13 protein-coding genes are annotated in these 26,221 nt (G+C 59.5%); 10 read left to right on the top strand and 3 right to left on the bottom strand.

Annotation, left to right across the window (positions count from 1 at the left end; genetic code table 11):
* Window positions 1-152: 152 nt before the first annotated feature.
* On the bottom strand, window positions 153-1,157 hold the full coding sequence (locus EC9_RS05405) for a threonine ammonia-lyase (protein ID WP_145343037.1): 1,005 nt from the start codon (window positions 1,155-1,157) through the stop codon (window positions 153-155).
* Between the two features lie 132 nt (window positions 1,158-1,289).
* Here EC9_RS05405 and uvrA point away from each other — a divergent pair, with 132 nt between their 5' ends.
* The 6 genes from uvrA to EC9_RS05375 all read left to right on the top strand — a co-directional run bounded on the left by uvrA (window position 1,290) and on the right by EC9_RS05375 (window position 14,307).
* Window positions 1,290-8,669 carry an excinuclease ABC subunit UvrA gene (uvrA, locus tag EC9_RS05400; RefSeq protein WP_145343035.1) on the top strand — a complete coding sequence of 2,460 codons (7,380 nt, stop codon included), beginning with the start codon at window positions 1,290-1,292 and terminating at the stop codon, window positions 8,667-8,669.
* Between the two features lie 65 nt (window positions 8,670-8,734).
* Window positions 8,735-9,202 carry a hypothetical protein gene (locus tag EC9_RS05395; RefSeq protein ID WP_145343033.1) on the top strand — a complete coding sequence of 156 codons (468 nt, stop codon included), beginning with the start codon at window positions 8,735-8,737 and terminating at the stop codon, window positions 9,200-9,202.
* A gap of 164 nt (window positions 9,203-9,366) precedes the next feature.
* A complete protein-coding gene (locus EC9_RS05390; protein WP_145343031.1) occupies window positions 9,367-10,887 on the top strand; it encodes a lipase/acyltransferase domain-containing protein in 1,521 nt (506 codons plus the stop codon).
* 97 nt (window positions 10,888-10,984) lie between these two features.
* Window positions 10,985-11,968 (top strand): metal ABC transporter solute-binding protein, Zn/Mn family, encoded by a 984-nt coding sequence (locus EC9_RS05385; RefSeq protein ID WP_246105967.1) that lies wholly within the window; start codon window positions 10,985-10,987, stop codon window positions 11,966-11,968.
* A 30-nt stretch (window positions 11,969-11,998) separates the two neighbouring features.
* Window positions 11,999-12,787 carry a metal ABC transporter ATP-binding protein gene (locus tag EC9_RS05380; protein ID WP_145117772.1) on the top strand — a complete coding sequence of 263 codons (789 nt, stop codon included), beginning with the start codon at window positions 11,999-12,001 and terminating at the stop codon, window positions 12,785-12,787.
* A gap of 26 nt (window positions 12,788-12,813) precedes the next feature.
* On the top strand, window positions 12,814-14,307 hold the full coding sequence (locus EC9_RS05375) for a metal ABC transporter permease (protein ID WP_145343030.1): 1,494 nt from the start codon (window positions 12,814-12,816) through the stop codon (window positions 14,305-14,307).
* Between the two features lie 161 nt (window positions 14,308-14,468).
* Here EC9_RS05375 and EC9_RS05370 read toward each other — a convergent pair whose 3' ends face one another.
* Window positions 14,469-16,220, bottom strand: coding sequence for a BBP7 family outer membrane beta-barrel protein (locus tag EC9_RS05370; RefSeq protein WP_218934598.1), 1,752 nt, complete (start codon window positions 16,218-16,220; stop codon window positions 14,469-14,471).
* A 617-nt stretch (window positions 16,221-16,837) separates the two neighbouring features.
* Here EC9_RS05370 and EC9_RS05365 point away from each other — a divergent pair.
* The 3 genes from EC9_RS05365 to EC9_RS05355 all read left to right on the top strand — a co-directional run bounded on the left by EC9_RS05365 (window position 16,838) and on the right by EC9_RS05355 (window position 23,122).
* Window positions 16,838-18,313, top strand: coding sequence for a circularly permuted type 2 ATP-grasp protein (locus tag EC9_RS05365; RefSeq protein WP_145343026.1), 1,476 nt, complete (start codon window positions 16,838-16,840; stop codon window positions 18,311-18,313).
* Window positions 18,314-18,514: 201 nt separating this feature from the next.
* Window positions 18,515-19,471 carry an alpha-E domain-containing protein gene (locus tag EC9_RS05360; RefSeq protein ID WP_145343024.1) on the top strand — a complete coding sequence of 319 codons (957 nt, stop codon included), beginning with the start codon at window positions 18,515-18,517 and terminating at the stop codon, window positions 19,469-19,471.
* A gap of 177 nt (window positions 19,472-19,648) precedes the next feature.
* Complete coding sequence (locus EC9_RS05355; RefSeq protein WP_145343022.1) at window positions 19,649-23,122, top strand: transglutaminase family protein; 3,474 nt, start codon at window positions 19,649-19,651, stop codon at window positions 23,120-23,122.
* A gap of 111 nt (window positions 23,123-23,233) precedes the next feature.
* Here the strand turns inward: EC9_RS05355 and lnt are convergent, their stop codons facing one another.
* Entirely contained in the window at window positions 23,234-25,003 is a 1,770-nt protein-coding gene (gene lnt, locus EC9_RS05350) for an apolipoprotein N-acyltransferase (RefSeq protein WP_145343020.1), read from the bottom strand.
* 154 nt (window positions 25,004-25,157) lie between these two features.
* Between lnt and EC9_RS05345 the strand changes: the two genes are divergently transcribed.
* On the top strand, window positions 25,158-25,970 hold the full coding sequence (locus EC9_RS05345; RefSeq protein WP_246105966.1) for a TerC family protein: 813 nt from the start codon (window positions 25,158-25,160) through the stop codon (window positions 25,968-25,970).
* Window positions 25,971-26,221 lie beyond the last annotated feature (251 nt).

Genomic DNA, 26,221 nt, shown 5'->3' with positions numbered 1-26,221 from the left:
CGCGGCATTCGTTTAACCGCGTGGGCAACGCCCCGCGCGGCTAGCAGTTCTTTCCGCCGTGCAGCACTCCCGCTTCTCAAGACGCGCGGCCCGTTGGGCACGCGGTTAAACGAGGGCGGTCGTCGGCTGAAGCATTGACTCCAGCGCGAATGTTAGACTTCGATCCAGTCCATGAATGGTTGTTGGTCGACGTTTCGACCGCTGACGACTAGCACGATATCCCCTTCGCCGTCGGGAGAAATCTGGCCGGTCAATAATGCTGCGGTCGCCGCCGCGCCGGACGGTTCGGTCCGCAGGCCGTGCTTGTCATATAACCATCGCATCGCTTGCCGCGTTTGCAGATCGGCGACAGTCACCGAAGACGCGACATGCTTCCGCAAGATCGGCCAGTTATGTTCGCCCACGTCGTACGATAGCAATCCGTCGCAAATGCTGCTGGGGCGCTCGACGCGCACTCGCTCTCCGGCGGCCAACGATTGGCGGAAGTCCTCCGCCCCATCGGGTTCGACGCCGATGATCCTTGCCTGCGGGAAACCGTCGGCGATCGCCAGAGCATGGCCAGCCATCAGGCCGCCGCCACTGACCTGGCAGACAAAATCGGAAACGCCCCGCTGCTGTCGCTTCAACTCTTCGACGATCTGCAATCCGCCGACACCATTGCCAGCAATCACATGCGGATCGTCGTACGGCGAGGCTTGGACGCACTGCCGCTGTTGGACGATCTCGCGTGTCAGACGATCGCGATCACCGGTCTCGTGGTCGCGAGAGATATCATAGGTATGCACCTCCGCACCAAACGATTTGGTCAAATTGAACTTCACCTGCGGCGCGGTGTCGGGCATCACGATCACGACTTGCTTTTGATATCGCATGCCGGCAAAAGAGATTCCCGAAGCGAAGTTGCCCGACGAATGGGCGGCGACCGGGCGATCGCCGATCGTTTCCAGGTGGTTCGCCATCCAGTTGAGCGCTCCCAGCAGCTTGAACGATCCAACCGGCGTCCAACCGTAATCCTTCAGCCAAACGCGGCGACTCGGCGGCAACCCCAGCTCTTTTTCCAACGCATAAGACCGCACCAACGGAGCGGGACTTATGTGCTGATCGATCACTTTTTGAGCTTTTCGGACGTCGTCGATGGTCGCGATGGGGATCGTCATGATAGCTAAAACACGGCTCTCGAGGATTCAGGCGGGGCTCGTTCGGCGGCAAAGCACCCCGGATCATACCATCCACAAACGTTCTTGTCCCGTGGGCTTTTCTAGGTTTCACGAGATGGCTAATGTTGCGGTATGACAACCACTGACATCATTATCAAAGGGGCTCGAGAGCACAATTTGCAAGGCGTTGACCTTGTGTTGCCTCGAGGGGAACTCATCTGTTTTACCGGCGTTTCGGGTAGCGGCAAAAGCTCGCTCGCCTTCGATACGCTCTACGCCGAGGGGCAGCGACGTTACGTCGAAAGCCTCTCGTCGTATGCGCGCCAATTCATGGGGCAAATGCCCAAGCCGGACGTCGATCTGATCAGCGGCCTTTCGCCGTCGATCTCGATCAGCCAGAAATCGGCCGGCAACAACCCGCGTTCGACAGTCGGTACGATCACGGAGATCTACGATTTCCTGCGCGTTCTGTACGCGCGGATCGGCACCGGTTATTGCCCCAGCTGCAACACCGAGATCAGTGCGCAGACGCGCGAACAGATCCTCGGCCGGTTGATGCAATTGCCCAGCGATTCGATGCTGCTGCTGTTGGCTCCGCTGATCCGCGGCCAAAAGGGTGAATTCAAAGACCTCTTCGAAGACCTTCGCAAACAGGGTTATGCGCGGGCTCGCGTCGACGGCCGCTTGATCCAATTGGCCGAACCGCCAAGCCTCGACCGCCAGCGCCGGCACAACGTTGAACTTGTGATCGATCGACTGCCGTCGGGCGAACGCGAACGAGGCCGGATGGCCGAAGCGATCGACGCGGCGATGAAGCTGGGCGACGACAGCATCATCGCTTGGCTTGTCGACGAAGCGGACAAGAGCAAGTGGGAAGCTTCACCCGACGACTTTGAAGCCTCCGACGAAATCGCCGACGACGTCGAAGAGGATCTCGACGACGAAGCCGACCTGGACGACGAGGATGCATCGGTCGAATTGCCGATGGCCGCCGCGGGAGACGACGACGATGCGCCGCTGCCGCCGCAGATCTCCGCCGGACGCGACGTCTTGTTTTCGGCAAAATATTCGTGTGGTTCGTGTGGCAAGAGTTTCCGATCGCCAACGCCGCAGATGTTTTCGTTCAACAGCCCTCAAGGGATGTGCGAATCGTGCGACGGGCTGGGAACGCTGTACACCTTCGTGCCCGATCTGTTGATCCCCGAACCGCGAAAGAGCGTCAAAAAGGGCTGCTTCGAATTGGTCGGCGACTGGAAAGCGATGGGCCGCTACAAGCGTCACATCTACCAGGGCGTGGCCGAATCGATCGAACGGCAGATGGAACTGCCCCCCGACACGATGCTGTTGACCCCTTGGAGCGATCTCGATCCGAAACTGCAGCACCTGTGGCTGTGGGGAACCGGCGACCTGCACGTCACCTACACCTGGCGTGGCGGGGCGAGCCCGGTCAAATACGGCGGCACGTTTACGGGGATCATTCCCGAACTGCTGGAGAAATACAAAGAGACGACAGCCAAGACCAAGCTGACGCAGTTCGAAGGTTACATGGACACGATGGTCTGTCCCGAGTGCAACGGCAAGCGATTGAATTCGCAAGCTGGTGCGGTTCGGATCGCGACCGACCATCCCGACTTTATGGAAAAGTCGTCCCTCTCGCTCCCCGAGCTCTGCGATCTGCCGGTCTCCGAAACCGCCAAGTTCCTCGGCTATCTGCAGCTGGACGAATTGAAGCAGATGATCGCGGGCGAAGCTGTTAAAGAGATCCGCACGCGATTGGGCTTCCTGTTGGGCGTCGGCCTCGAATACCTGACCCTCAACCGCACCGCGCCAACACTCTCCGGTGGTGAATCGCAGCGGATCCGCTTGGCGGGCCAGATCGGCAGCGGCTTGGTCGGCGTACTCTATATTCTGGATGAGCCATCGATCGGTCTGCACCCGCGCGACAACGATCGGTTGATCGAAACGCTGCTGCGGCTGCGCGACGCAGGCAACACGCTGGTCGTCGTCGAGCACGATGAAGACACGATGCGAGCGGCCGATCGGATCATCGACTTCGGTCCCGGCCCCGGTGTCAACGGCGGTTATGTCGTCGCTCAAGGGAAGCTGGAAGATCTTGCCAAAGCGAAGAAGAGCATCACAGGCCAGTTCCTTTCGGGCAAGGAAACGATCCCAACGCCCGAGCACCGCCGCCAACCTAACGAGCGTTGGCTGCGATTATTGGGTGCGCGGCACAACAACCTGAAGGACATCAACGTCGACCTCCCGATCGGTTTGTTCGTCTGCGTGACGGGCGTTTCGGGAAGTGGCAAGAGTTCGATGGTCAACGGGATCCTCGAACCGACGCTGCGACGATTCCTCAACGGCGCCGAGTGCGAAGGAGGGGAGCACGATGAGATCACCGGTCTGGAACATCTGGATAAAGTGATCGCGATCGACCAATCGGCGATCGGCCGCACCCCGCGCAGCAACCCGGCGACCTACGTTAAGGTCTTCGATGAGATCCGCAAACTGTTCGCTCAATTGCCCGAAGCGAAGAAGCGCGGCTACACGCCCGGTCGCTTCAGTTTCAACGTTTCCGGCGGCCGCTGCGAAGCGTGCGACGGCAACGGAGCGACGCGATTGGACATGGACTTCCTGGCCGACGTCTGGGTCACCTGCCCGGTCTGTGAAGGGGCGCGTTTCAACCGCGAAACGCTCAGCGTCCGCTTCAAAGACCACTCGATCTCCGACGTCTTGAACCTCGACGTCTCGGCCGCGTTTTCGCTGTTCGAGAACATTCCTAAGGTCGCCGACAAACTAAAGACATTGATTGACGTCGGCCTGGAATACTTGAAGCTCGGCCAACCCTCGCCGACGCTTTCGGGCGGCGAGGCGCAGCGGATCAAGCTGTCTCGCGAGCTCTCCAAAAAGTCGACCGGTAGCACGATGTACGTCTTGGACGAACCGACAACCGGTTTGCACTTCGCCGACATCCGGATGCTGTTGGGCGTCTTGGACAGCCTGGTCGAACGGGGCAACACAGTATTGGTGATCGAACACAATCTGGACGTCATCAAAACGGCCGACTGGATCATCGACATCGGTCCCGAAGGGGGCGCCGGCGGCGGTACCGTGGTCGCAGCGGGCACACCTGAAGAGGTGGCTCAGAACCAGGTCTCGTATACAAGCCGCGCGATGCGGAAGTTCATGTTCGGCGAGGTCGATCCTGCAGCCAACGAGAAATCGCTCAGCGAATTGACCGACGGCGCGACCGACCGGCGCGGCGGCGAAGCGATGTTCATCGAGGTCGAAGGAGCCGAACAGCACAACCTGAAATCGGTCGACGCGATGGTACCGCGCGACAAGATGAGCGTCTTCTGCGGCCCCAGCGGCAGCGGCAAGTCATCCCTTGCGATGGACACGATCTACGCCGAAGGGCAGCGTCGCTACGTCGAGAGCCTGTCGTCGTACGCCCGCCAATTTATCGGGCAGATGCAAAAACCGATCGTCGAACGGATCGAAGGCCTATCGCCCGCGGTCGCATTGGAACAAAAGAACATGGGGCACTCCCCGCGTTCGACCGTCGGAACGGTAACGGAAGTCTACGATTACCTGCGGATTCTGATGGCTCGGCTGGGCAAGATGTTCTGCCCCGATTGCAGCAAGCCGGTCGGCACGCAGACGCCCGACCAGATCACCGACAAGGTGCTGCAATTGGAAGAGGGAACCAAGGCGTATCTGCTGGCTCCAATCGAGATCAGCGGCAACGAAGATCCAAAGGAACACTTCGCCAAGATGCAAGAGAACGGATTCCAACGGATCCGGATCGACGGCACCACAAGTGCAATCCAAGACGCTCCCACGATCGACATGCGGACCAATCACAAGATCGAACTGGTCGTCGACCGCGTCTCGATCAGCGAGAAGACCCGCGGCCGGCTTGCCGAATCGATCGAATTGGCGCTCGGAATCGGCGGCGGAATCATGGACCTTGCGATCGTTGACGAAGATCGCCCCGAACTGCAATGGAAGGTCTTCCGGCACAGCCAACACTTGGCCTGCGAGTGTTGCGGCCGCAGCTTCGAACCGCTGACTCCACATCACTTCAGCTTCAACAGCGCCGCCGGTTATTGCCGCCGCTGCGAAGGGCTGGGAACCCAACACGGCACCAACCCCGACGCTCTGTTGCGCGATCGCCGACTGTCGTTGATGGAAGGTGCCGTCTTCCTGTGGCCGAAACTGCAACGCAGTGTCGCCCGTCAAATGATGGCTGCCCTGGGACGCCACGCTGGGATTCCGATCGACCGCTCGATCGACGACCTGACGCTTCGCGAACGCAATCTGATCTTCCACGGTACCGGCGACGAATGGATCGCCGTGCGTGAATCGGATCGCGAAGTCGCCGACAAGATTTACAACGCCAAACGCAAACGAAGCAGCTCCGATGCCGATGGCGAAGCCGCAACCGACACCCGCGGCGACCGATTGGAAGAAGCGCTTAACAGCGGTGCGTCCAAGGGTGTGCTGTTCAAGTTCCGCTTCAAGGGTCTTTATCCCTCGCTGGAATTGGCCTCGAAATTATCACCGACCCTGCGGGCCAAACTGGAAAAATTCACCGCCGAGATCGATTGTTCCGAGTGCGGCGGAACGCGACTTCGCGACGACGCGTCGGCTGTCCGATTCCGCGACCTGACGATCGGCGACATCGTTCACATGCCGCTGTCGCGACTGGGCGAGACTGTCAAATCCTGGAAGCTTGACCCGCGAGAAAAGAAGATCGCTGGCGAGATCATCCGCGAGATCCGATCGCGAATCCAGTTCCTGTTGGATGTGGGGCTGGACTATTTGAGCATCGGCCGCGGAGCGTCGACGCTCTCCGGTGGTGAAGCCCAACGTATTCGACTGGCCGGCCAACTCGGCAGCGGACTGTGCGGCGTGTTGTACGTCTTGGACGAACCGACGATCGGCCTGCACCCACGCGACAATCACCGCTTGCTGTCGGCAATGCATCGACTGCGGGACCTCGGCAACACGTTGTTGGTCGTCGAGCACGACAAGGATGTGATCGCCGGTGCGGACCATATCTTCGACTTCGGTCCCAAGGCGGGTCGCAACGGTGGCCAAGTCGTCGCCGATGGCAGCCCCGAAGAGATCGGCAAGTCGCCGACATCGGTCACCGGCCCGTATATCTCCGACGCCAAAGCGATCCCGATCCCTTCGAATCGGCGAATGATTAAGGCTCCCGAAAGCGAGGCGTCTGCCGCCAAACCGGTTAAGAAGAAGAGCAGCAAGCGGCCCGAGACGATGGCCGAACGCAAACTGGCTCGCAAAGCCGATTACGCGCCGACGCATTATCCACCGTTGGGCCAATGGATCACGATCCGCGACGCCCGCGAAAACAACTTGCGTGGCATCGATGTCCACATCCCGCTGGGAACGTTCACCGCAGTGACCGGTCCTTCGGGAAGCGGTAAGAGTTCGTTGATCGATGACATTTTGTATCCCGCGTTGGCCCGCAAGCTGCATCGTTCGGGCGTTCGTCCGGGACGTTACGGCAAGTTGGACGGGATCGGATTGATCGACAAAGTGATCCGCGTCGACCAGAGCCCGCTTGGCAACACGCCTAGCAGCAACCCGGCGACTTACACCGGCGCGTTCGATCTGATCCGCAATCTATATACGCAAGTTCCCGAAGCGAAGACTCGCGGATACACGGCGCGTCAGTTCAGCTTCAACGTCCCCGGCGGTCGTTGCGAAGTTTGCGAGGGTACCGGTGGCCGTAAGATCGAGATGCACTTCCTGCCCGACGTTTGGGTGCCGTGCGAGGAATGTGGCGGTTCGCGTTACACGCCCGAAACGTTGGAGGTAAAGTTCCACGGCAATTCGATCAGCGATGTCTTGAACATGTCGATCGGCGATGCTGTCGGGCTGTTTGAAAACCAACCGAAGATCACGCGGATCCTGCAAATGATCTGCGACGTCGGACTCGATTACGTCACCCTCGGCCAGAGCGCACCAACGCTCTCCGGTGGTGAGGCCCAGCGGATTAAACTGGCGGCGGAATTGGCCCGCCCCGATACCGGGCGGACGCTGTATCTGTTGGACGAACCGACAACCGGTTTGCACTTCGACGACATCGCCAAGCTGTTGAACGTCCTGCAGCGACTTGTCGACGTCGGCAACACAGTGCTGGTGATCGAACACAACCTGGACATCATCAAAGCTGCCGACTGGATCCTGGACATCGGTCCCGAAGCGGGAGCCGAAGGGGGCCAGTTGGTCTTCGCCGGAACCCCCGAACAGCTGAGCGAATACGCAGTCGCCGGGAAAAAGTCGCGAGCCAAAACGAAGCCGCTTCGCAGCTATACCGGTGAATTCTTGGCGCCCGTGGTCGAAGCGGGCCCCTACGAACATCGTGACGAATTTGATCCGCACGCCGCGGCGTTGGAACAGTTCGAACGCGAACAGGCCGCTCCTGTGATCGGCGAAGGGTCCAAGATGCCCTGGGAAGAGGATGGCCGCAAATGGCACACGACCGAACTTGTCGACAACGCCGGCGATCCCGTCTCATGGGAAGAGAAGATGGTGCTGCCGATCGTCCAGCGGATGGAAGAGGCGGACTGTTTCGAACCTATCAACTTCAACCACCGCAACATCGTCGAAGTCAAAGGCCCGATCGCCAGCCGTCCCTGGTTCATGCACTTGTTCACCTCCGAATCGTGGTGGATGAAGTTGAAGCTGCGGGTTCCAAAGGGAACGTTTAACAAAGACGATCTGCCACGACGCCTGCCGCTGCCGACGCTGAATCAGATGGAAGACATCCCGGCTTACAGCAACGAACCACGGGTTCGCGTCCACACCGATCCGAAGTTCCAAGAGATCGAGATTCGATTCGTCAAGTTTGAAGAGATGGATCGCCCCGAGTTCTGGCACTTCTTGGACGAAGCGATCGCTGCGTACGCCAAGGTGTTTGTTCACGAGACGCGAACCAAACCGCAGATCAGTCGCCCCAGCTGGCGCGGTCCCGAGGATGGTCCATCGAAGGTCGAAGTCGCTCGAACCCGGCAGGCCGCGCTGCAAGCCGAAAAGGAAGTCGAAGAGAAGCTGGATGCGATGAGCCCGTGGCGGGTGATGGGCCGCAAATGGCACACCCTGGAAAAAGGCTTCCCCGAAGGCGAAAAGCCCGATTGGCCGTTGGAACTTGTCGACAAGTTGCTCGATAAAATCATCGCCTTTGCCGGCGAGGAGAGCGTCGAGTTTGGTTCGCCCGAGAAGATCAACGTCCGTCCGGCGGGCCAAAATCACTCTTGGTGCGAGATCGAAACCAAAGATCCGATGAACCTGCGGATCACTGTCGACGGACCGCACCAAGCGATCGACTGCGTCGCGTTGGGTAAACTGGGAATTAAACCGCCGGCCCGAACCAAGGGAGACATCAAAGTCACCTTTGAGTTCTGGAACGACGAAAAGTTGAATGCTGAACCGTTCGACAAATTCCTCAAGAACCACTGGAACAAAACCGTCGGCAGTTAACGGCGGACGATCGACATCGCCCGCGATCGAGGACCGGCCGATTGCTCACTCAAAAAGGTAGTGCGATGGCTTCCGAGAACCGAAACCGGGCGACGACCTACCGGCACACCCAGCACGCGCCGCTGTGCTGGGGATTGTATCTGTTGTGCATTCCGTTTGCATTGGCCGCTTGGCTGACGCGCGGGATGCCGGTTCTGCAGTGGTTATTCCCCGTCGTCGGATTGGCGATGCTGTGGATCGCCGCTTCGTTCCATCATCTGACTGTCGAAGATGAAGGGGACCGGATTTCGATCCGCTTCGGCCCGCTGCCGACTTTTCGTCGCTCGGTGCGCTACGACGAGATCGTCGACGCGCAAATCGACCGCACGACAGTGATGGACGGCTGGGGAATCCACTTCAGTCCTCGCGGGGGCTGGGTTTGGAATCTGTGGGGACGGCGATGCGTCCTGATCCAGATGCAGCGAGGGACGCTGCGAGTTGGCAGCGACGATGCCGAGCGGTTGGCGGAATTTCTGCAATCGCGGCGCGGATAGAATTGCCGACGGCGGAGATTTGCGCTCTCCCGTGAGCTCTGCCGCTCTATTTGCCAGCATTGCAGTTTACTCGCTGATGCCGGTGAATTGGGGTCCTGCCCGGAGGTGGAATTCTGTTAACCTCCGTACACCATATTTTCCCACACCGGATTGCAATTGCACGGATGCTGTTGTCACCACACTACCGGAGTTTCGTCGTCAGCCTCGGCTGCCTGATCGCGACGATCGGCTGCGCGGGCAAACGGTCGGCGAAAGACCTAGGAAATATCTACGATTCGCTGGCTCAAGCCCCCGATTACGAACGCAATCCCGTGATCGTGATCCCTGGAATTTTGGGCTCACGGTTGGTGGAAGAGGAGTCGCGTCGCGTCGTTTGGGGAACGATCGATTCGCGGTCGACGAACCCGAACGATCCCGAGATCGCTGCTTTGCTAGCGTCTCCGATGGTCGAAGGGGCTCCGCTAGCATCGCTCCGCGACAACGTCGTTTCCGACGGACCGCTGGCTCGGTTGAAGATCCGCTTTCTCGGAATCCCGATCCAAGTCAACGCATACGAAGACATTCTCGTCACGCTGGGTGTGGGTGGTTATCGCGATCCAACGCGAGATGAAGTCGAATACGCCAACGATCACTACAACTGCTTTCAGTTCGACTTCGATTGGCGACGCGACATCACCGAAAGCGTTGTGCTTTTGCACGAATTCATCCAGCAGCAAGCGGAGATCTCGCGAGAGAATTCGAAGCGCCGGTTCGGCATCGACAATCCCGACATCAAATTCGACATCGTCGCCCACTCGATGGGCAGCTTGGTGCTGCGATACTACCTGCGATACGGAACACAACCGCTCCCCGAAGATGGTTCGCTGCCAGAGCTGACGTGGGAAGGAGCGAAATACATCGAGCGGGCGATCATGATCGCGCCGCCCAACCAAGGATCGACGCTCACGCTCAAGGAACTGTTGGCGGGCAGCAAGTTCTCCTCCTTCCTGCCGATCTATCCTCCTGCGGTTCTGGGAACGATGCCGGCGGTTTACCAGTTGTTGCCGCGAACGCGAACGGGACTGGTTGTTCAAAAGCAAGATCCCAGCAAGACGCTCGATCTGTTTGATCCGGCGGTTTGGGAAGAGCTGGAGTGGGGCCTGACCGCTCCCGACCAAGACGAATTGCTGCAAGCGATGTTGCCCGACGCGCCCGACCGCGAGACGCGTGTGCGGATCGCGAACGAGCACCGCCGCAAGTGTCTGATCCGCGCCAAGAAATTGCACGCGGCGTTGGATCTGCCCGCAACGCCACCACCCGGCTTGCAGTTGCATCTGTTTGCCGGCAGCTCCGAACCAACTGTCGAAAAGATGGTGGTCGACATGGAAACGGGGGAGTTTGAGTTTCCCTACAAGGTCGCCGGCGACGGCACCGTCACGCGGACCAGCGCGATCATGGTCGAAGAGGTGCCGGGGCAACAACCGCTGCCACGGATCTACCCGATCGCATGGAACAGCAAAACCTTTATCCCCAGCGACCACCTGGGACTGACTCGACATCCGATCTTCGTCGACAACGTCCTATCGCTGCTGTTGGAGTCGCGCGACGCGGCAGATCTGGCTGCGATTCGATCGGCTTATGCGATCCAGTCGATGCGGAAAGCTGACGTTCCACCGCCGCTGGAAGAACTTCCGCTGATCCGCTAGCGACACACTGCCCCCTGGGACGCGCCGAACCCGACGATTACAATCGGGAAAAAGTTAGCACCGGCTACAAATTGTCTCCTTTTGGGAATCGCAGGGAATGAAGATCGATCGAGCTGTCGGATCGTGGATGTTGCTGATCGCCTTGATCGTCGGCTGCCAGCGGTCCCCCGAATCGGCGACGCAGACGCAGCGCGATCCATCGCGGCCGATTCGCGTGCTGACGACGACCGGAATGGTCGCCGATCTCGCTCGGAACGTCGGCGGCGATCAAGTCGAGGTCGTGCAACTGTTGGGACCTGGAACCGATCCGCACCTTTACAAACCGACCCGCGACGACGTGCAATCGATCCTGGGGGCCGACGTCGTCTTCTACAGCGGGCTGATGCTGGAAGGCAAAATGGGTGACACCCTGGTCCGCGCCGGACGCAGCAAACCGGTCTGGGCGGTCACCGAAGCGATCGACGAAACGTACCTGTTGGAACCCGAAGACGCTCAAGGGCACTTCGATCCGCACGTCTGGAACGACATCCAGGCGTGGAGCCAGTGCATCGAAGTCGTCCGCAAGGCGTTGGCCGATTTCGATCCCGATCACGCGGACGACTACCAGGCTAACGCAGCGAAGTACCAGCAGCAATTGAGCGAATTGCACGAGTTCGGCCTGCGGAGCATGCAGACGATCCCCGCAGAGAACCGGATCTTGGTCACGTCGCACGATGCGTTCAACTACTTTGGCAGAGCCTATGATCTGCAGGTGCTAGGCGTGCAAGGGCTGTCGACCGAGTCGGAGGCGGGGCTGCAACGGATCAATGGGCTCGTCGACCTGTTGATCGACAAGAAGGTCAGGGCGGTCTTTGTCGAGAGCAGCGTGCCGCGAAAAAATATCGAAGCTTTGGTCAACGGCGCCGCATCGCGCGGCCAAGAGGTTAAGATTGGGGGCGAGCTGTTCTCCGATGCGATGGGCGCCGCGGGCAGCTACGAAGGGACTTACGTCGGGATGATGGATCACAATATCACGCGTGTGGTGCGGGCTTTGGGGGGCGAAGCCCCGGAGCGCGGCCTGAACGATAAGCTCAGCGAATGACCGGCCGAGACGGCGTCTAGAAGCATCAACATGAACCAACCGCTCGAATCGACCGCCAACGACCAGATCCCGCTGTCGATCTATGATTTGACCGTTGCCTACCATCGCAAGCCCGTGATCTGGGACATCTGCGTCGACTTTCCCAAAGGGCAGTTGATCGGCGTCGTCGGCCCCAACGGCGCGGGGAAGAGCACGTTGATCAAAGCGGCGATGGATCTGGTGCCGCGAGCCTCCGGGCGGGTGCTGGTCTTTGGAAAGCCGTACGACAAGAACCGCCACCGCGTCGCTTACGTTCCGCAGCGTGAGAGTGTCGATTGGGACTTCCCGGTCGACGCCTTGGACGTCGTCACGATGGGGCTGTATGGCCAGATCGGTTGGTGCCTGCCGGTTCGCCGCAAGCATCGCCAAGCGGCGCTCGAAGCGTTGGACCGCGTCGGAATCGCCGACCTGGCGAAGCGGCAGATCAGCCAGCTGTCGGGGGGCCAACAACAACGGACCTTCTTGGCTAGAGCGTTGGTTCAAGACGCCGATTTGTATTTGATGGACGAACCGTTTGCCGCGGTCGATGCGTCGACCGAACGAGCGATCCTGAACATCTTGCAAGAGATGCGGGCTCGCGGGAAAACGGTATTGGTGATCCACCACGACTTGCAAACCGTCGCCGATTATTTCGATTACGTCGTGCTGTTGAACATGCGAGTTGTCGCGCACGGGCCGACCAAAACGACCTTCACCGAGCAGAATCTGACCAAGGCGTACGGCGGGCGACTGACGTTGTTGGACGAAGCATCCGAGGCGATTCGGCGAGTGCAGCAGTGATGTCCAGGCAACGGTTTCTGCAACGCATGCTTCGCTGGTCCGGCGGCCTTGCCGGTCGCCGGATCCGATTTGCGTTGCTGTTGCTCGCCGCCTGCGGCTTGATCGCCAGCGGCACCGCGGCGGGCGAAGAACCTGCGGCGATGCGATCGTTGGCCAATCGCGAACTCGGCTGGCCGTCGACCGAACAATGGCGGCGGGTCATCTTTTTACAAGATCACAACACGCGCGTCGTCGTGTTAGGGACGACGCTGTTGGGACTGGCGGCCGGCACGATCGGCAGCTTCACCCTGTTGCGGAAACGCGCTTTGATGGGGGACGCGCTCAGCCACGCGACGCTGCCCGGGATCGGGCTCGCCTTTATCGTCGCCACGCAACTTGGCTTCGACGGAAAAACGCTTCCAGTGCTGTTGTTGGGAGCCGCGGTGACGGGGATGATTGGCGTCGCCGGGATCGTCTTCATCCGCTCGCTGACCCGATTGAGCGAAGACACCGCGTTGGGCGTTGTGCTGTCGGTCTTCTTCGGGGCAGGGGTGGCCGTGTTGGGCGTGATCCAACAGATGGAGAGCGGCCATTCGGCGGGGCTGGAATCGTTTATCTACGGCAAGACCGCGTCGATGCTTCCCAGCGACGCGTGGTTGATCGGCGGCACCGGTTTCGTCTCCTGCCTTGTCTGTTTCGCTCTCTTCAAAGAGTTGAAACTACTCTGCTTCGACGACGGCTTTGCGGGCAGCGAAGGCTATTCAGTCACGCTGCTGGACGGAATCTTGATGCTGTTGGTCGTCGTGGTCACGATCGTCGGACTGCAAGCAGTCGGATTGATTCTAGTGATCGCACTGTTAGTCACCCCAGCGGCCGCGGCGAGGTTCTGGACGCATCAATTGACGCGAATGGTACTGCTGGCCTCCGGCTTGGGAGCGATCAGCGGGATGCTGGGCTCGGCGACCAGTGCGCTCTTCCCACAGCTTCCGTCGGGCGCGATGATCGTGCTGGTGGCGACCGCGCTGTTTTTGTTCAGCATGATGTTGGGCCCCGCGCGTGGGCTGCTGCCACGCTGGCTGCGGCGTTGGCGGCTGAACAGCTCGATCGAACGCCAGCACCTGATGCGTGGCATCTACGAACTGCTCGAATCCCGAGGCTACCAGGGTCCCGAGAACGGCGATCCGATCCCGTCGGTTTCGCTCGACGACCTGCTTCGGCTGCGCAGCTGGACGATGCGGCGTTTAAAGCATGGGATTCGCAAAGCGGAAGAGGCGGGGCTGTTGGTCCAACTGCCCAATCAACAGATCAAGGTCAACAAATCGGGCTACCACGAAGCGGCTCGTTTGACGCATGAACATCGGTTGTGGGAGATGTATCTGATCACGCATGCCGAGGTGGCGGCGACGCAGGTCGACCGGTCGGCCGATGCGATCGAACACGTGCTGGAACCGGAGATGATCGATCGCCTGGAACGCTTGCTTCAGCAGAGCCAACGGAGCACACGAGTCGTCGACAGCCCGCACCCGCTGTCCCATGACTGATCCGCAAACGAGCACCCACGCAGCGGCCAGCGTTCGAAAACGAAAAAACCTCGCGTTACCAAATTGGCAACGCGAGGTTTTCTTGCAGCGGCGGCGCACTCTGGTGGAAACAAGTCCCACATTAGCGCGCCGGTCATCGCCATTGGCAGCGACCGAAATCGCTACCAGTTGTAATCTACACCAACGTAACCACCGTGCAGGACGAGGTTGCTGTCGGCCCAAACGTTCTGGGCTCCCAGGTTGGCTGGGTTTTCCGAGATGTTGTCGATCGCCGTTGCGACGCCACCGGCGGCCAACATGCGATATCCACCGCGAACGGTCCAACAATCGCAGATTCGATATCCGATGCCAAGGTCGATTTCGGCCAAGGTCGCCAAAACGGTGTCGCTGTAGTCGCGAGAGACCGATTGGTTTGCGAAGGATGGATAGGCTCCGTTGTCGGTCACACGTGCCGGCATGCTTTCCGAATGGAAGCGTTGACGCAGCGAGGCATCATTTGCGTACCAACCGATCTTACCGCCGGCGTAGAGGCTGGTGCGGCTGCCCAAGCAATAGGCCAGCTTGCCACCCAATTGCCAACCGAACAATTCGTTTTGGGCGTCGACATCGTAGGCGACGGTTTCAATCATCGCAGGTGCCGCAGGGTAGCGTTCGGTGCGAGCGCTGAAGGACATCTCGTCCTCGAAGTGGAACCAACGCAAACCGGTAGTCCAGCTCATTTGCAACCGAGCACCGCAGGCTGGAACCATTGGGCCACACAGACCACCACAACCGGTTGGTGGGCAGCAGGGATCGCTGCCACAGCTGCCGCCGCACGATGGACGTCCCGCTCGAGCGGCACCACCGATGCCGAAGCCGGTCAGATTCAATTCCAAGCCGTAATACGAAGCGTCGCGTCGCACGCGGTAGCTTTCGGCGCGATCGAAGTGAGCGTAGACGCTCTCGTCGGTCGCAGGCATACCGGAATCGGTGTGCATCCCGTCGTTGTTCTGATCGAAGTAGATGCGATCCCAGTTGCGGAAGTTCGCACGATATCCGCCAGCCGCTGGTGGCATCACCGATTGGTCACCTTCATCGTTTTCGATGTGCAACCAGGTTGCCGATACGGCGTACTGACCACATCCCAAGTAACGACCGACGGTAACATCGTATCCCAGGGCGAAATCGAGTTCCGCATCGCGTGCCGACAAACGAGTTGTCGAAGGCATCGCGTCGTCGAAGACCAACGGGCGATCGTAGTTATCGTCGCGGGTCAAGAACAACATGCTCATGCCGCCGAACCAAGGGCTCAACGCAACCGGTTCGGAATAACAGGCCGGACCGCAGCTGCCCGCCGAACCATAAGACGTTTCACAGCTGCCGCCGCACGACGGCGCACCGGCCGCTTGAACGTAGATGTTGGGCTGAGCATAGCTGTACGTTGCGCCGCTGCCGACCGATTGATTGCAGGTCGAGCAGTTCGGATCGCCCGATGCATAGTTCATCGGTTGCGAAACCGGTTGGCCCGTCGAATAGCTTTCGGGGGTCAGGACTTGTTCGGGGGCATGCCCTCCCTGCATCGCGGCCGGAGTCGGCTGGGGTGCAGCGATCGATTCATAGCCACCGTTGTGTTGAGCGACGGTGCGGAAGCTCTGCGGCGGTTGGTAGCTGTAATTCGCTTGCGGCGGAGCATAGTTGGGCTGCGGCGCGGCGTAGTTGGCTTGAGGTCCGCCGTAGTTAGGGCTTGGTGCGGCGTAGCCAGGCTGTTGCGTCGCGTAGGTCGGCGCAGCGGGTTGCGCCGGAGCTTGCCGCGCCTGCAAACTTGGATGCACAGGTACCGCGCTCGGTTGAGCGGAATAGCTGTTGTAAGCCGATGCGGAGTAGCCGCCGTATTGCGCCTGAGCGACGCTGCTCAGACCAAAAGGAAGTATCAAGAGCATACTTCGTATGATGTTGGTTCTCACTGTTAGACTCCTTCTAACCCGTTGCCGATCGCTTCGATGCGATCGCAGTCCATTGAAATGCTTCGTGCGTTTCGCGTTCGGACGCGACGACATCACGATTAGAGGGCGATTCGTGACCCAATGTTGGCGAGCACTTCATACGACCAGACAAGTTGGCCATGAAAGCTTTCACCAGTTTGGAATTCGGTCTCCGAGCAAGCCGCGGTCGCTCCTAACCCCCCCCTTTTTTTCAAATCGACAAAACGGGCAAGCTACAGTCGGAAGCGACAGCATCCTCGATACAACTGGCAAACTCGCAGCATTGCGAACAGATTCCCCCGCGCCACCCCTACGGCATCGAAACAGGACAACCTCGTCCCAGCAGTGGGTGAAAGATGGGCCGGTCGGCAGGGAACCCACCTGCTTACTTTCCAGGCCGACAACGCCTAGATTGTAGTCATCCGCCGCGCGTTGGTTTGCACTATCGCAACGCTAACGGGATTGGCATGCGATTTGCTACCTTTTCAAACTCTCTTTATTTAATCGACATGTGAGGCGACGTGATTAACGCATCAGAATCTTATCCTTGTGGCAGTGCGTACGATGAAATGTTCACCTCCGACGGAGAAGCTCGCGATTGCTGTGCGCGTTACGTGCAAAAGCTAGGCAAGTTGCAGGCGGGTGAATTGGGGCGACGGCAGACATCGGCCGAACACGCCCTCCGCAACATGGGGATCACTTTTAACGTCTACGGACACGCCGATGGCCGAGAAAAAGTTTGGCCGTTTGACGTCCTTCCCCGAATCATCGATGGGAACGAATGGACCCATGTCGAAGCGGGACTGAAGCAGCGGATTCGCGCTTTAAATCTGTTCCTGGACGATATTTATAACGAACAGGACATCCTACACGACAAGGTGATACCGGAGGAGTTATTGGCTTCTGCGGGAACTTTGCGGCCTCAGATGCGCGGCTTCAGCCCGGCCAAAAGAGTTTGGTGCCACATCTCGGGGGTCGATCTAGTTCGCGACGCCGACGGTACGATCTATGTCTTGGAAGACAACCTTCGCTGCCCCTCGGGCGTCTCGTACGTGCTGGAAAATCGCGAGGTGATGAAGCGGACGTTTCCGCAGGTCTTCGAAGGGATTGCGGTCCGCCCGGTCGAAGAATATTCCGAACAATTGCTCAAAACGCTGCTGCAGTGCGCCCCTCCGGGAACGATCGCCCCGACCGCCGTCGTCCTGACTCCCGGGTCGTACAACTCCGCCTACTACGAGCACACGTTTCTTGCTCAACAGATGGGAATCCAACTGGTCCAAGGCTCCGACCTGGTCGTCGAAAACGGCTACGTCCACATGCGGACGACGCAGGGACTGCAACGCGTCGACGTGATCTACCGCCGCATCGACGACGACTTCCTGGATCCGAAGTGTTTCCGTAAAGATTCCTGCCTGGGCGTGCCGGGGCTGATCGATGTCTACCGCGCCGGACGCGTCACGCTGGCCAACGCGCCGGGTACGGGCGTCGCGGACGATAAAGCGATCTACGCCTACGTCCCCGAGATCATCAAATATTACCTAGACGAAGACGCGATCCTGCAAAACGTTCCGACCTACGTCTGCTCCGACGACAAACATCGCCAACACGTCCTGGCCAACCTCGACAAACTCGTCGTTAAACCGACCAATGAATCGGGGGGCTACGGAATCTTGATGGGCCCGCAATCGACACGAGAAGAACAGGCGAAATACGTCGATCTAATCAATGCGAACCCACGGAACTACATCGCCCAGCCGATGTTAAACCTATCGACGGTTCCGACCTTGGTCGACGAACGCTTGCAACCGCGGCACGTCGACCTGCGCCCCTTTGTCCTCTGCGGCGAAGACATTTACGTGATGCCTGGCGGCTTGACCCGCGTGGCGTTGACCGAGGGGTCGATGATCGTCAATTCGTCTCAGGGTGGCGGCAGCAAGGATACCTGGGTGATGGAAAACAAATCGGACCCGCAGGCTCAGCCCGCTCCGCAGACGATTTCATCCGAACCGAGCGCTCCGCAGGTTCAATCGCAAAGTCAATCTTAAGATCGCTGAACCGGGCCGATCGCTACGGGCGATCGGTTTGGCGTTCCAGCGGGATACAGTTCATTTTATTGGTGCAGAAGTTTCAACCTTCGAAAGTGGCGGAATAGTGAGTTTTTATTACGTTCGATCGGTCCTGCTCGGCGTGTCTGGGATGTCTCCCCGTACGACAACGACACCACTTAACAATGAGGCACATCAATCATGTTAAGTCGCGTTGCGAATTCAGTTTATTGGATGAGCCGAATGGTCGAACGGGCCGAAAATGTGGCGCGGTTCATCGACGTCAACTACAACCTCACGCTCGGCGACAGCAGCCCATTCGTGAACCAATGGGAACCGCTGGTCTTCACCACCGGCGATTACGACCTGTTCAAAAAGAACTACGACACCGCATCGCGCGAGAACGTGCTGAAGTTCTTGGCGTTCGATCGCGACAATCCCAATTCGATCATGTCGTGCGTGATGTTGGCGCGTGAAAACGCCCGAACGATCCGCGAAACGATCACCAGCCCGATGTGGGAACATGTCAATCGCTTCTATTTGATGCTGCGAAACGCAGTCAACGACAGCAGCATCCTGTACGATCCGGTCAGCTTCTGCGCCGAGGTCCGCAACGCCAGCCACACCCTGGTGGGAACCACATACACGACGATGTCGCACGGCGAAGCATGGCACTTCCTTCGCATGGGGCGGCTGCTGGAAAGAGCCGACAAGATCTCGCGAATCGCCGACGTGCAGTATTATCTGCTGCTGCCTAAAGCCGAGGATGTGGGGACGTCGCTGGACGTCGTCCGCTGGTCGGCGCTGCTGCGTTCCAATAGTGCGTTGGAGATGTACCGCCGCGTCTATGGAGCGATCGAGCCGAACAACGTCGCCCAATTCCTGATCCTCGACCGCCACTTCCCTCGCTCGATCCGATTTTGTCTGATCGGAGCCCAGCATTCGCTGATGGAAATCACCGGCAGCCGCCCCGGCACGTTCCGCTTGAGGTCCGAACAGCTGATCGGGCGATTAAGTTCAGAATTTGATTACATGAGTATCGAAGAAATCATTGATCAGGGGATGCACGAATTTATCGACGACTTCCAGACCCGCGTGAACAATGTCGGGAATGCGATTCACGAAGACTTTTTCACAGTGCCGATGCGAGTAGAGTAATGTAGGCACGATGTTTGGCGGAACTTGTGGCCCGGCGTTACTTCACAGGTAATCGCATCTGTTCGGTTCTTGGATGAATCGACTTTTTGATCTTTTCATCGATTATTTATCGAAATTCGAGAGACACGGATGCGCGAGTTTCCCTGACAGCATGCCAACATCTAGGCTAGGCCACTCATGACCATCCGCGTTTCTCTCAACCATCAAACGATCTACCGATACGACCGCACGATCAATCTGGGACCACAGGTGATCCGTCTGCGGCCGGCCGCCCACAGCCGGACGCCGATCAACAGCTATTCGCTGAAGGTCACTCCGGCGGATCACTATCTGAACTGGCAACAGGATCCTTTCGGCAACTACCTGGCCCGCTGCGTCTTCAACGAACAAGTCGAAGAATTTAAGGTCGAAGTCGACGTCGTCGCCACGATGACTGTCGTCAATCCGTTCGATTTCTTCCTGGAACCCGAAGCGACCGAATACCCGTTCACCTACGACGACCAGTCGCTCGAAGAACTGCGTCCCTATCTGCAACGCGGCGACGCCGGGCCCAAGGTACATGCGTTCCTCAGCTCGCTGAACTACGAACCACGCCGCACGATCGACTTTCTTGTCGATTTGAACAGCAAACTTCAGAGCCACATTGCTTATACGCTCCGCATGGAACCGGGCGTCCAATCACCCGAGCAAACGCTGACGCTGCAGAGCGGTTCGTGTCGTGACAGCGGTTGGTTGTTGGTACAACTGCTGCGTCAGCTCGGCTTCGCGGCCCGATTCGTTTCGGGTTATCTGATCCAATTAAAAGCCGACCAGAAGTCGCTCGACGGCCCCTCGGGAACCGAAGTCGACTTCACCGACCTGCATGCGTGGGCGGAGGTCTTCCTGCCGGGAGCGGGTTGGATCGGGCTGGACCCAACCAGCGGTCTGTTCGCTGGCGAGGGGCACATCCCGTTGGCCTGTACGCCTCAACCAACATCGGCCGCTCCGATCACCGGAACGCTGGACGAATGCGAGGTCGAGTTCGAACACAAGATGTCGGTCACGCGCATCCACGAGGATCCGCGCGTCACGCTTCCCTACAGCGATTCGCAATGGAACCGCATCGAAGCCCTGGGGCATGAGATCGACGAACATCTGCAGCGCGGCGACGTCCGCCTGACGATGGGGGGCGAACCGACCTTCGTCTCGATCGACGACATGGATGGTGAGGAATGGCAGACCGCTGCGGTCGGGCCAACCAAACGTGGCCTCTCGTACGACCTGTTGCTGCGGCTGAAGTCGCGGTTCAGCAGCGGCGGCGTGCTGCACTTCGGCCAGGGCAAATGGTACCCCGGCGAACCGTTGCCGCGATGGGCGATGGCGATCTTCTGGCGTAAAGATGGCCAACCGATCTGGCGAGATGATCGCTGGTTGGCGAACGTCGAAACCGATTACGGGCACACCGCCGAAGATGCTGAGCGTTTTGCAAAGCGACTGGCGACGCGATTGGGAGCGAATCCGCAACACGTCACCTGCGGCTACGAAGACGCGATGTACTACATGTGGCGCGAACGTCGGCTGCCAACCAACGTCGACGTCCGCGATTCGAAACTGGATTCGCAAGAAGAGCGTGAACGGATCGCGAGGATCTTCGAACAAGGGCTAACCGAAGCTGTCGGCGTTGTCCTGCCGCTGCGACACGTTTGGTGGACCGATTCACCGCACTGGACCAGCGGACCGTGGAAGGTTCGATCCGACGAGATGTTCCTGCTACCGGGCGATTCGCCGATGGGCTACCGGTTGCCGTTGCAATCGTTGACCTACGTCGACAAGCCGGAACACGCGTTGGACTTCTTCGATCGCGACCCGATGGAACCCGTTGGGCATCTGCAAACCAACGACCAGATTCGGCAAAGCCATATGCGGCATGTCGTCTCCGAAGCGATCAGCCATGGGAACATGCGCGTCGACGTGACCGAAGCGCTCACGCCGGTGCAGCAGTTTGCCACCGTCGGCGGTTCGCCCACCTCGCAAGCTCACGCTGCGGGCGGCAGGAACGGAAACGCCGGCTCTCCGAGCAACGGAGCGATTCCGCCGGGCGGAAACGATCAAGGCGGCCCCGACCACATGTCGGTCGACACGCAAGTCGATGATGAATCACAAATCGTCCCGACGGCCCTGTGCGTCGAAGCACGCGAAGGGCGACTGCACGTCTTCCTGCCGCCGACCGACCGCTTGGAATCGTTCCTGGAACTGATCTCGGCGATCGAAGCGACCGCCGAAGAACTCGAACTGCCGGTCACGATCGAAGGCTACCAACCGCCGCACGACACGCGACTGCAAGTCATGCGAGTGACTCCCGATCCAGGCGTGATCGAAGTCAACGTCCATCCGGCTCAGGACTGGACCGAATTGGTCGACATCACCAACGGCGTCTACGACGATGCACGAACCACGCGACTGGGAACCGAGAAGTTCGACCTCGACGGCCAGCACACTGGAACCGGCGGTGGCAACCACGTCGTGCTGGGCGGACAGACGCCCGCCGACAGCCCGTTCCTTCGTCGCCCCGATCTACTGAAAAGTTTCGTCAGCTACTGGCACAACCATCCGTCGCTGTCGTATCTGTTCAGCGGCAAATTCATCGGCCCGACCAGCCAAGCGCCGCGGGCCGACGAATCGCGTACCGACGCGATCTACGAACTGAAGATCGCGTGCGACCAGATTCGCCGGGGCGAAACGACTCCGCCTTGGTTGGTCGATCGGATCTTCCGGCACCTGTTAGTCGATGTGACCGGCAACACGCATCGAGCCGAGTTCTGCATAGATAAGCTCTATTCGCCCGATTCGGCGACGGGACGGCTGGGACTTGTCGAGTTCCGCGGTTTTGAGATGCCACCGCACGCTCGCATGAGCCTGACGCAACAACTGCTGATCCGCGGCCTGGTCGCTCGGTTCTGGGAACAACCTTACGAAGCCGAACTGGTCGACTGGAGCACCTCACTGCACGATCGCTTCATGCTGCCCCATTTTGTTTGGCAGGACTTCAGCGATGTCGTCGACGATCTCCGCGAGTGCGGCTTCGATTTCGAACACCAATGGTTCGGGGCCCATCAAGAATTCCGTTTCCCCGTGATGGGCGAATTCACGCAACAATCGATTCACGTCGAACTGCGGAAAGCGATCGAACCTTGGTACGTGCTGGGCGAAGAAGCAGCCGGCGGCGGAACCGCTCGATTTGTCGATTCCTCGGTCGAACGACTGCAAGTCAAGGTCTCGGGCATGACAGATACGCGGCACGTGCTGACATGCAACGGCCGCCGCGTGCCGCTGCATCCGACGGGCGTCGAAGGGCAATTTGTCGCCGGCATCCGCTATCGTGCTTGGCAACCGCCAAGCTGCCTGCACCCGACGATCCCAGTCGATTCGCCGCTAGTGTTCGACTTCGTCGATTCGTGGAACAAGCGTTCGATCGGCGGCTGCCAGTATCATGTCAGCAATCCGACCGGCCTGAACTCGCCGAGCTTCCCGGTCAACGCGTTCGAAGCCGAGAGTCGCCGCGCGGCCCGATTCTTCAAGATCGGTCACACCGGCGGCAAGGTTTCGCTGCCGGAATTGGAATGCAATCCAGAGTTCCCGATGACGCTGGACCTCCGCCGCAACCGCAACTGATCCGCCCGTACTGCACGCCCGTACAGACGCCGTCGTTTAACCGCGTGCCCAGCGGGCCGCGCGTCCAATCGCAACGACACCTCAGAAACGCGCGGGGCGATGCCCACGCGGTTAAACGAGTGGCGGCTCCGAACCTGCGTCGCCGATCGGATCGGCTGGCGATTCGACGCTTGGCAGCGGCAACTGCTTTTTCCGTCGACGCCATCCCCGGCAACCCGAGATCGCCAAAGCGATGCACAGCAGCGTGGCGAAGCGAGCTGGCCAGTCGCCGACGCGTTGATAGAACGACACGCGAGGATCCTGTTGCGGAGCGGCGATCAAAAACGATTCGTCCTGGTGCGGCAGGCTTCCCACGACTCGGCCGCTGCTGTCGATCGAGACCGTTGGGCCACCGTTGGCCGCCATCAGAACAGGCGTGTGGTGCGCCGCGGCGACTAATTGGCTGCAACGCCGGTGATGCTCGAGGATCGCCGAATCGTCGAACCAGCCGTCGTTGGTCACGTTGACGACAAGATCGGCCGGCTTCCCTTCGGATGCCAGTTGACGCAGGTGCCTGTTCGTCACCCGCTCGACCATCGTTTCGAAACAGACGCTCGGCAGCACCTTCACTCCTTTGACGTCCGCGACAATCGGAGCATCTCCCGGCGTGACCCCCATCTGCAACGGCGTGACTGTATACAGCCAGGGAAACCAATTGGCGAACGGGATGTATTCGCCGAACATCACCAAGTGACGCTTGCCGTACCAGGCGGGGACTTTGCCCGTCGGATCGATCGTGACCACGCCGCTGAACGCTTGGACCGGCCCGTCGACATACCGCAGCACGCTGCAGCCGACCATCAGACTGGGCGGCTGCGTTCGCCCGCTGGCTGCCGTCAGTCCCAACTGGATATCGGCGGCTCGACGCTGGAATATGTTTTGGCTGTCGCGAACCCCCGCGATGATCTCCGACCGCGTCACGCCGGCGTCGGCGGGAACCGTGAAGTCATCCTCCAACACCCGCCACGGCATCGCAGCAGTATAGCTCGACTCGGGCCAGACGACCAACTGGACCCCCGGATCGGCCGACACCGCATCGCGGGAACCGCTGAAATACTTCCGCGCCGTCTCCAGCTCGCGCCGCTCGCTGTACTCGTAGACCGCTTCGACATCGCGTTGCACCAGCGCGACCTTCAACATCGGTTCGGGCGAGACGACCGTATCGGCTTCGCTCAGCCGAAACAGACCGTATCCCAACGTCGCGGCCAACACCGCGGAGCCGTTGAGGATCGCGTGGACCTGCCGCCGGCGAGCTGTAACGACCGACAGTTCCGTCCCCGACAACCGTCGGCAATGCAGACAAACCGCCATGGCTGCGGCGACGAACATAACGACTGCACTGACCGCGTAGGTTCCACCGAGGTCGGCGATCTGCAGCATCCAGGGCAGGTTGGCTTGAGTGTGCCCAAGCATCACGCCGTTGAAGCCCGACAAGGCGTAACCGCGAGCCAATTCCAAGCCGATCCAGACCGCCGGGGCCGCGACGACCAACGGCATCCGCCAGCCGTGCCAAGCGACGCGGGTGAGCCCAACAAACAGCGGCGTGTAGATCCCTAGATACGCCGCCAACACGATCCAGGCAGGGATCAGCATCGGGTGGGCGTGCCGGATTCCGGACAACGCGACAAACCAAAAGAGCGCACCGATCAGCCACAGAGAGACATAATCGCGACGGAACAGCGGTTGATTGCGATGGACCAGCGACAGCAGTGGCAGCGGTGCGATCCAGGCCAGAAAGCTGAAACCGACCGGCGGGTGAGCGAGCCACATCAGCCCCATTCCTAACAGTCCGGCGATGCAGGTCTGCAGCTGGGATTGCTTGCGATTTAACGGTTCATCCATGAGATTCCTGGCATCGTAACGCTTGTTCGCGTGCGGCCACTGGGAGTCGATGGATGCCGCTGGGGACTGGTTTTTCCGGTTCAGAGCCTCTACCCTACTCGGCGAGTTTGTTAGGCGTCAAGTTGTTGAACACAATTCCGCGAGCGAGATATCGATGGGTGCAATCACCGAACTATTTACTCTGGCCAACCTGCTGACATTGCTGATGCTGATTGCCCTGCAGGCGGTGTTGGGCTTCGACAACTTGTTGTACATCTCGCTCGAATCCAAGCGGGTTGCCGAAGAGAGCCAACAGAAGGTGCGGCGGATGGGAATCGGGCTGGCGATCGTGTTGCGGATCGTGCTGCTGTACATCGTCGTCAAAGCGATCAAGTCGTTTGAAGATCCCTTCCTAACGATCGGCAGCGATACCGAAGGGGCTTGGATGTTTGGCGCGTTCAACTTGGCTAGCGTCGTCGAGATCGCTGGAGGCGGATTCATCCTCTACACCGCGATGAAAGAGATCTATCACATGTTGTCGGTCCATGAGGTCGGGCACGGGGAAGAATCGGCACAGCGAACGGTCGGGTCCGCCATTTTTTGGATCGTCCTGATGAACCTCGTCTTCTCGTTCGATTCGATCTTGAGCGCGATGGCACTGACCGACAGCATCGCCGTGATGGCCGTTGCGATCGTGATCAGCGGCGTGTTGATGATGGTGATGGCCGACCATGTCTCGGAGTTCTTAAAACGTAACCGCATGTACGAGGTGTTGGGGCTGTTCATTCTGTTCATCGTCGGCATCATGCTGGTCAGCGAAGGAGGGCACAACGCCCACCTCACCTTTTTCGGATACCACGTCGAAGCGATGCAGAAGACCACCTTCTACTTCGTCCTGGTCGTACTGGTCGTCGTCGACATCATCCAAGGCCGCTACCAAAAGAAGCTGATGGCTCAACAAGCCGCCGAAGCGGGCAAGCACGCCTGAGCTCGCGGGGCCCGCGGCCCGATGCAAAATGGTCCCGATGCTCCCCGCACCGGGACGTTTCATATTTATGAAGACATCCCATGGGGCGCAGGCTCGCCGCCCTATGGGTCTTGCTGCCATACGCCTTCAGCGTTGTCCTGAATGGCCGCCCGCGGCGGCTCTCTGCGTGATCGACGCCTCTCGCGACACGCTGCCGAACCGTCATTGGTTACGATTCTCCCAGGCCTGCTGCGGGCTCAGATTCCGCACAA

Origin of the sequence: Rosistilla ulvae, assembly GCF_007741475.1 — a bacterium.
Lineage (GTDB): Bacteria > Planctomycetota > Planctomycetia > Pirellulales > Pirellulaceae > Rosistilla > Rosistilla ulvae.
This window is presented reverse-complemented; position numbering and strand designations above follow the sequence as displayed.

Bases quoted from the DNA above. Each gene is read 5' to 3' on its own strand.
- lnt (WP_145343020.1), bottom strand. From the start codon at position 25,003: ATGGATGAACCGTTAAATCGCAAGCAATCCCAGCTGCAGACCTGCATC.
- EC9_RS05395 (WP_145343033.1), top strand. From the start codon at position 8,735: ATGGCTTCCGAGAACCGAAACCGGGCGACGACCTACCGGCACACCCAG.
- EC9_RS05360 (WP_145343024.1), top strand. From the start codon at position 18,515: ATGTTAAGTCGCGTTGCGAATTCAGTTTATTGGATGAGCCGAATGGTC.
- EC9_RS05385 (WP_246105967.1), top strand. From the start codon at position 10,985: ATGAAGATCGATCGAGCTGTCGGATCGTGGATGTTGCTGATCGCCTTG.
- EC9_RS05375 (WP_145343030.1), top strand. From the start codon at position 12,814: ATGCTTCGCTGGTCCGGCGGCCTTGCCGGTCGCCGGATCCGATTTGCG.
- EC9_RS05345 (WP_246105966.1), top strand. From the start codon at position 25,158: ATGGGTGCAATCACCGAACTATTTACTCTGGCCAACCTGCTGACATTG.
- EC9_RS05390 (WP_145343031.1), top strand. From the start codon at position 9,367: ATGCTGTTGTCACCACACTACCGGAGTTTCGTCGTCAGCCTCGGCTGC.
- EC9_RS05405 (WP_145343037.1), bottom strand. From the start codon at position 1,157: ATGACGATCCCCATCGCGACCATCGACGACGTCCGAAAAGCTCAAAAA.
- EC9_RS05355 (WP_145343022.1), top strand. From the start codon at position 19,649: ATGACCATCCGCGTTTCTCTCAACCATCAAACGATCTACCGATACGAC.
- uvrA (WP_145343035.1), top strand. From the start codon at position 1,290: ATGACAACCACTGACATCATTATCAAAGGGGCTCGAGAGCACAATTTG.
- EC9_RS05380 (WP_145117772.1), top strand. From the start codon at position 11,999: ATGAACCAACCGCTCGAATCGACCGCCAACGACCAGATCCCGCTGTCG.
- EC9_RS05365 (WP_145343026.1), top strand. From the start codon at position 16,838: ATGTTCACCTCCGACGGAGAAGCTCGCGATTGCTGTGCGCGTTACGTG.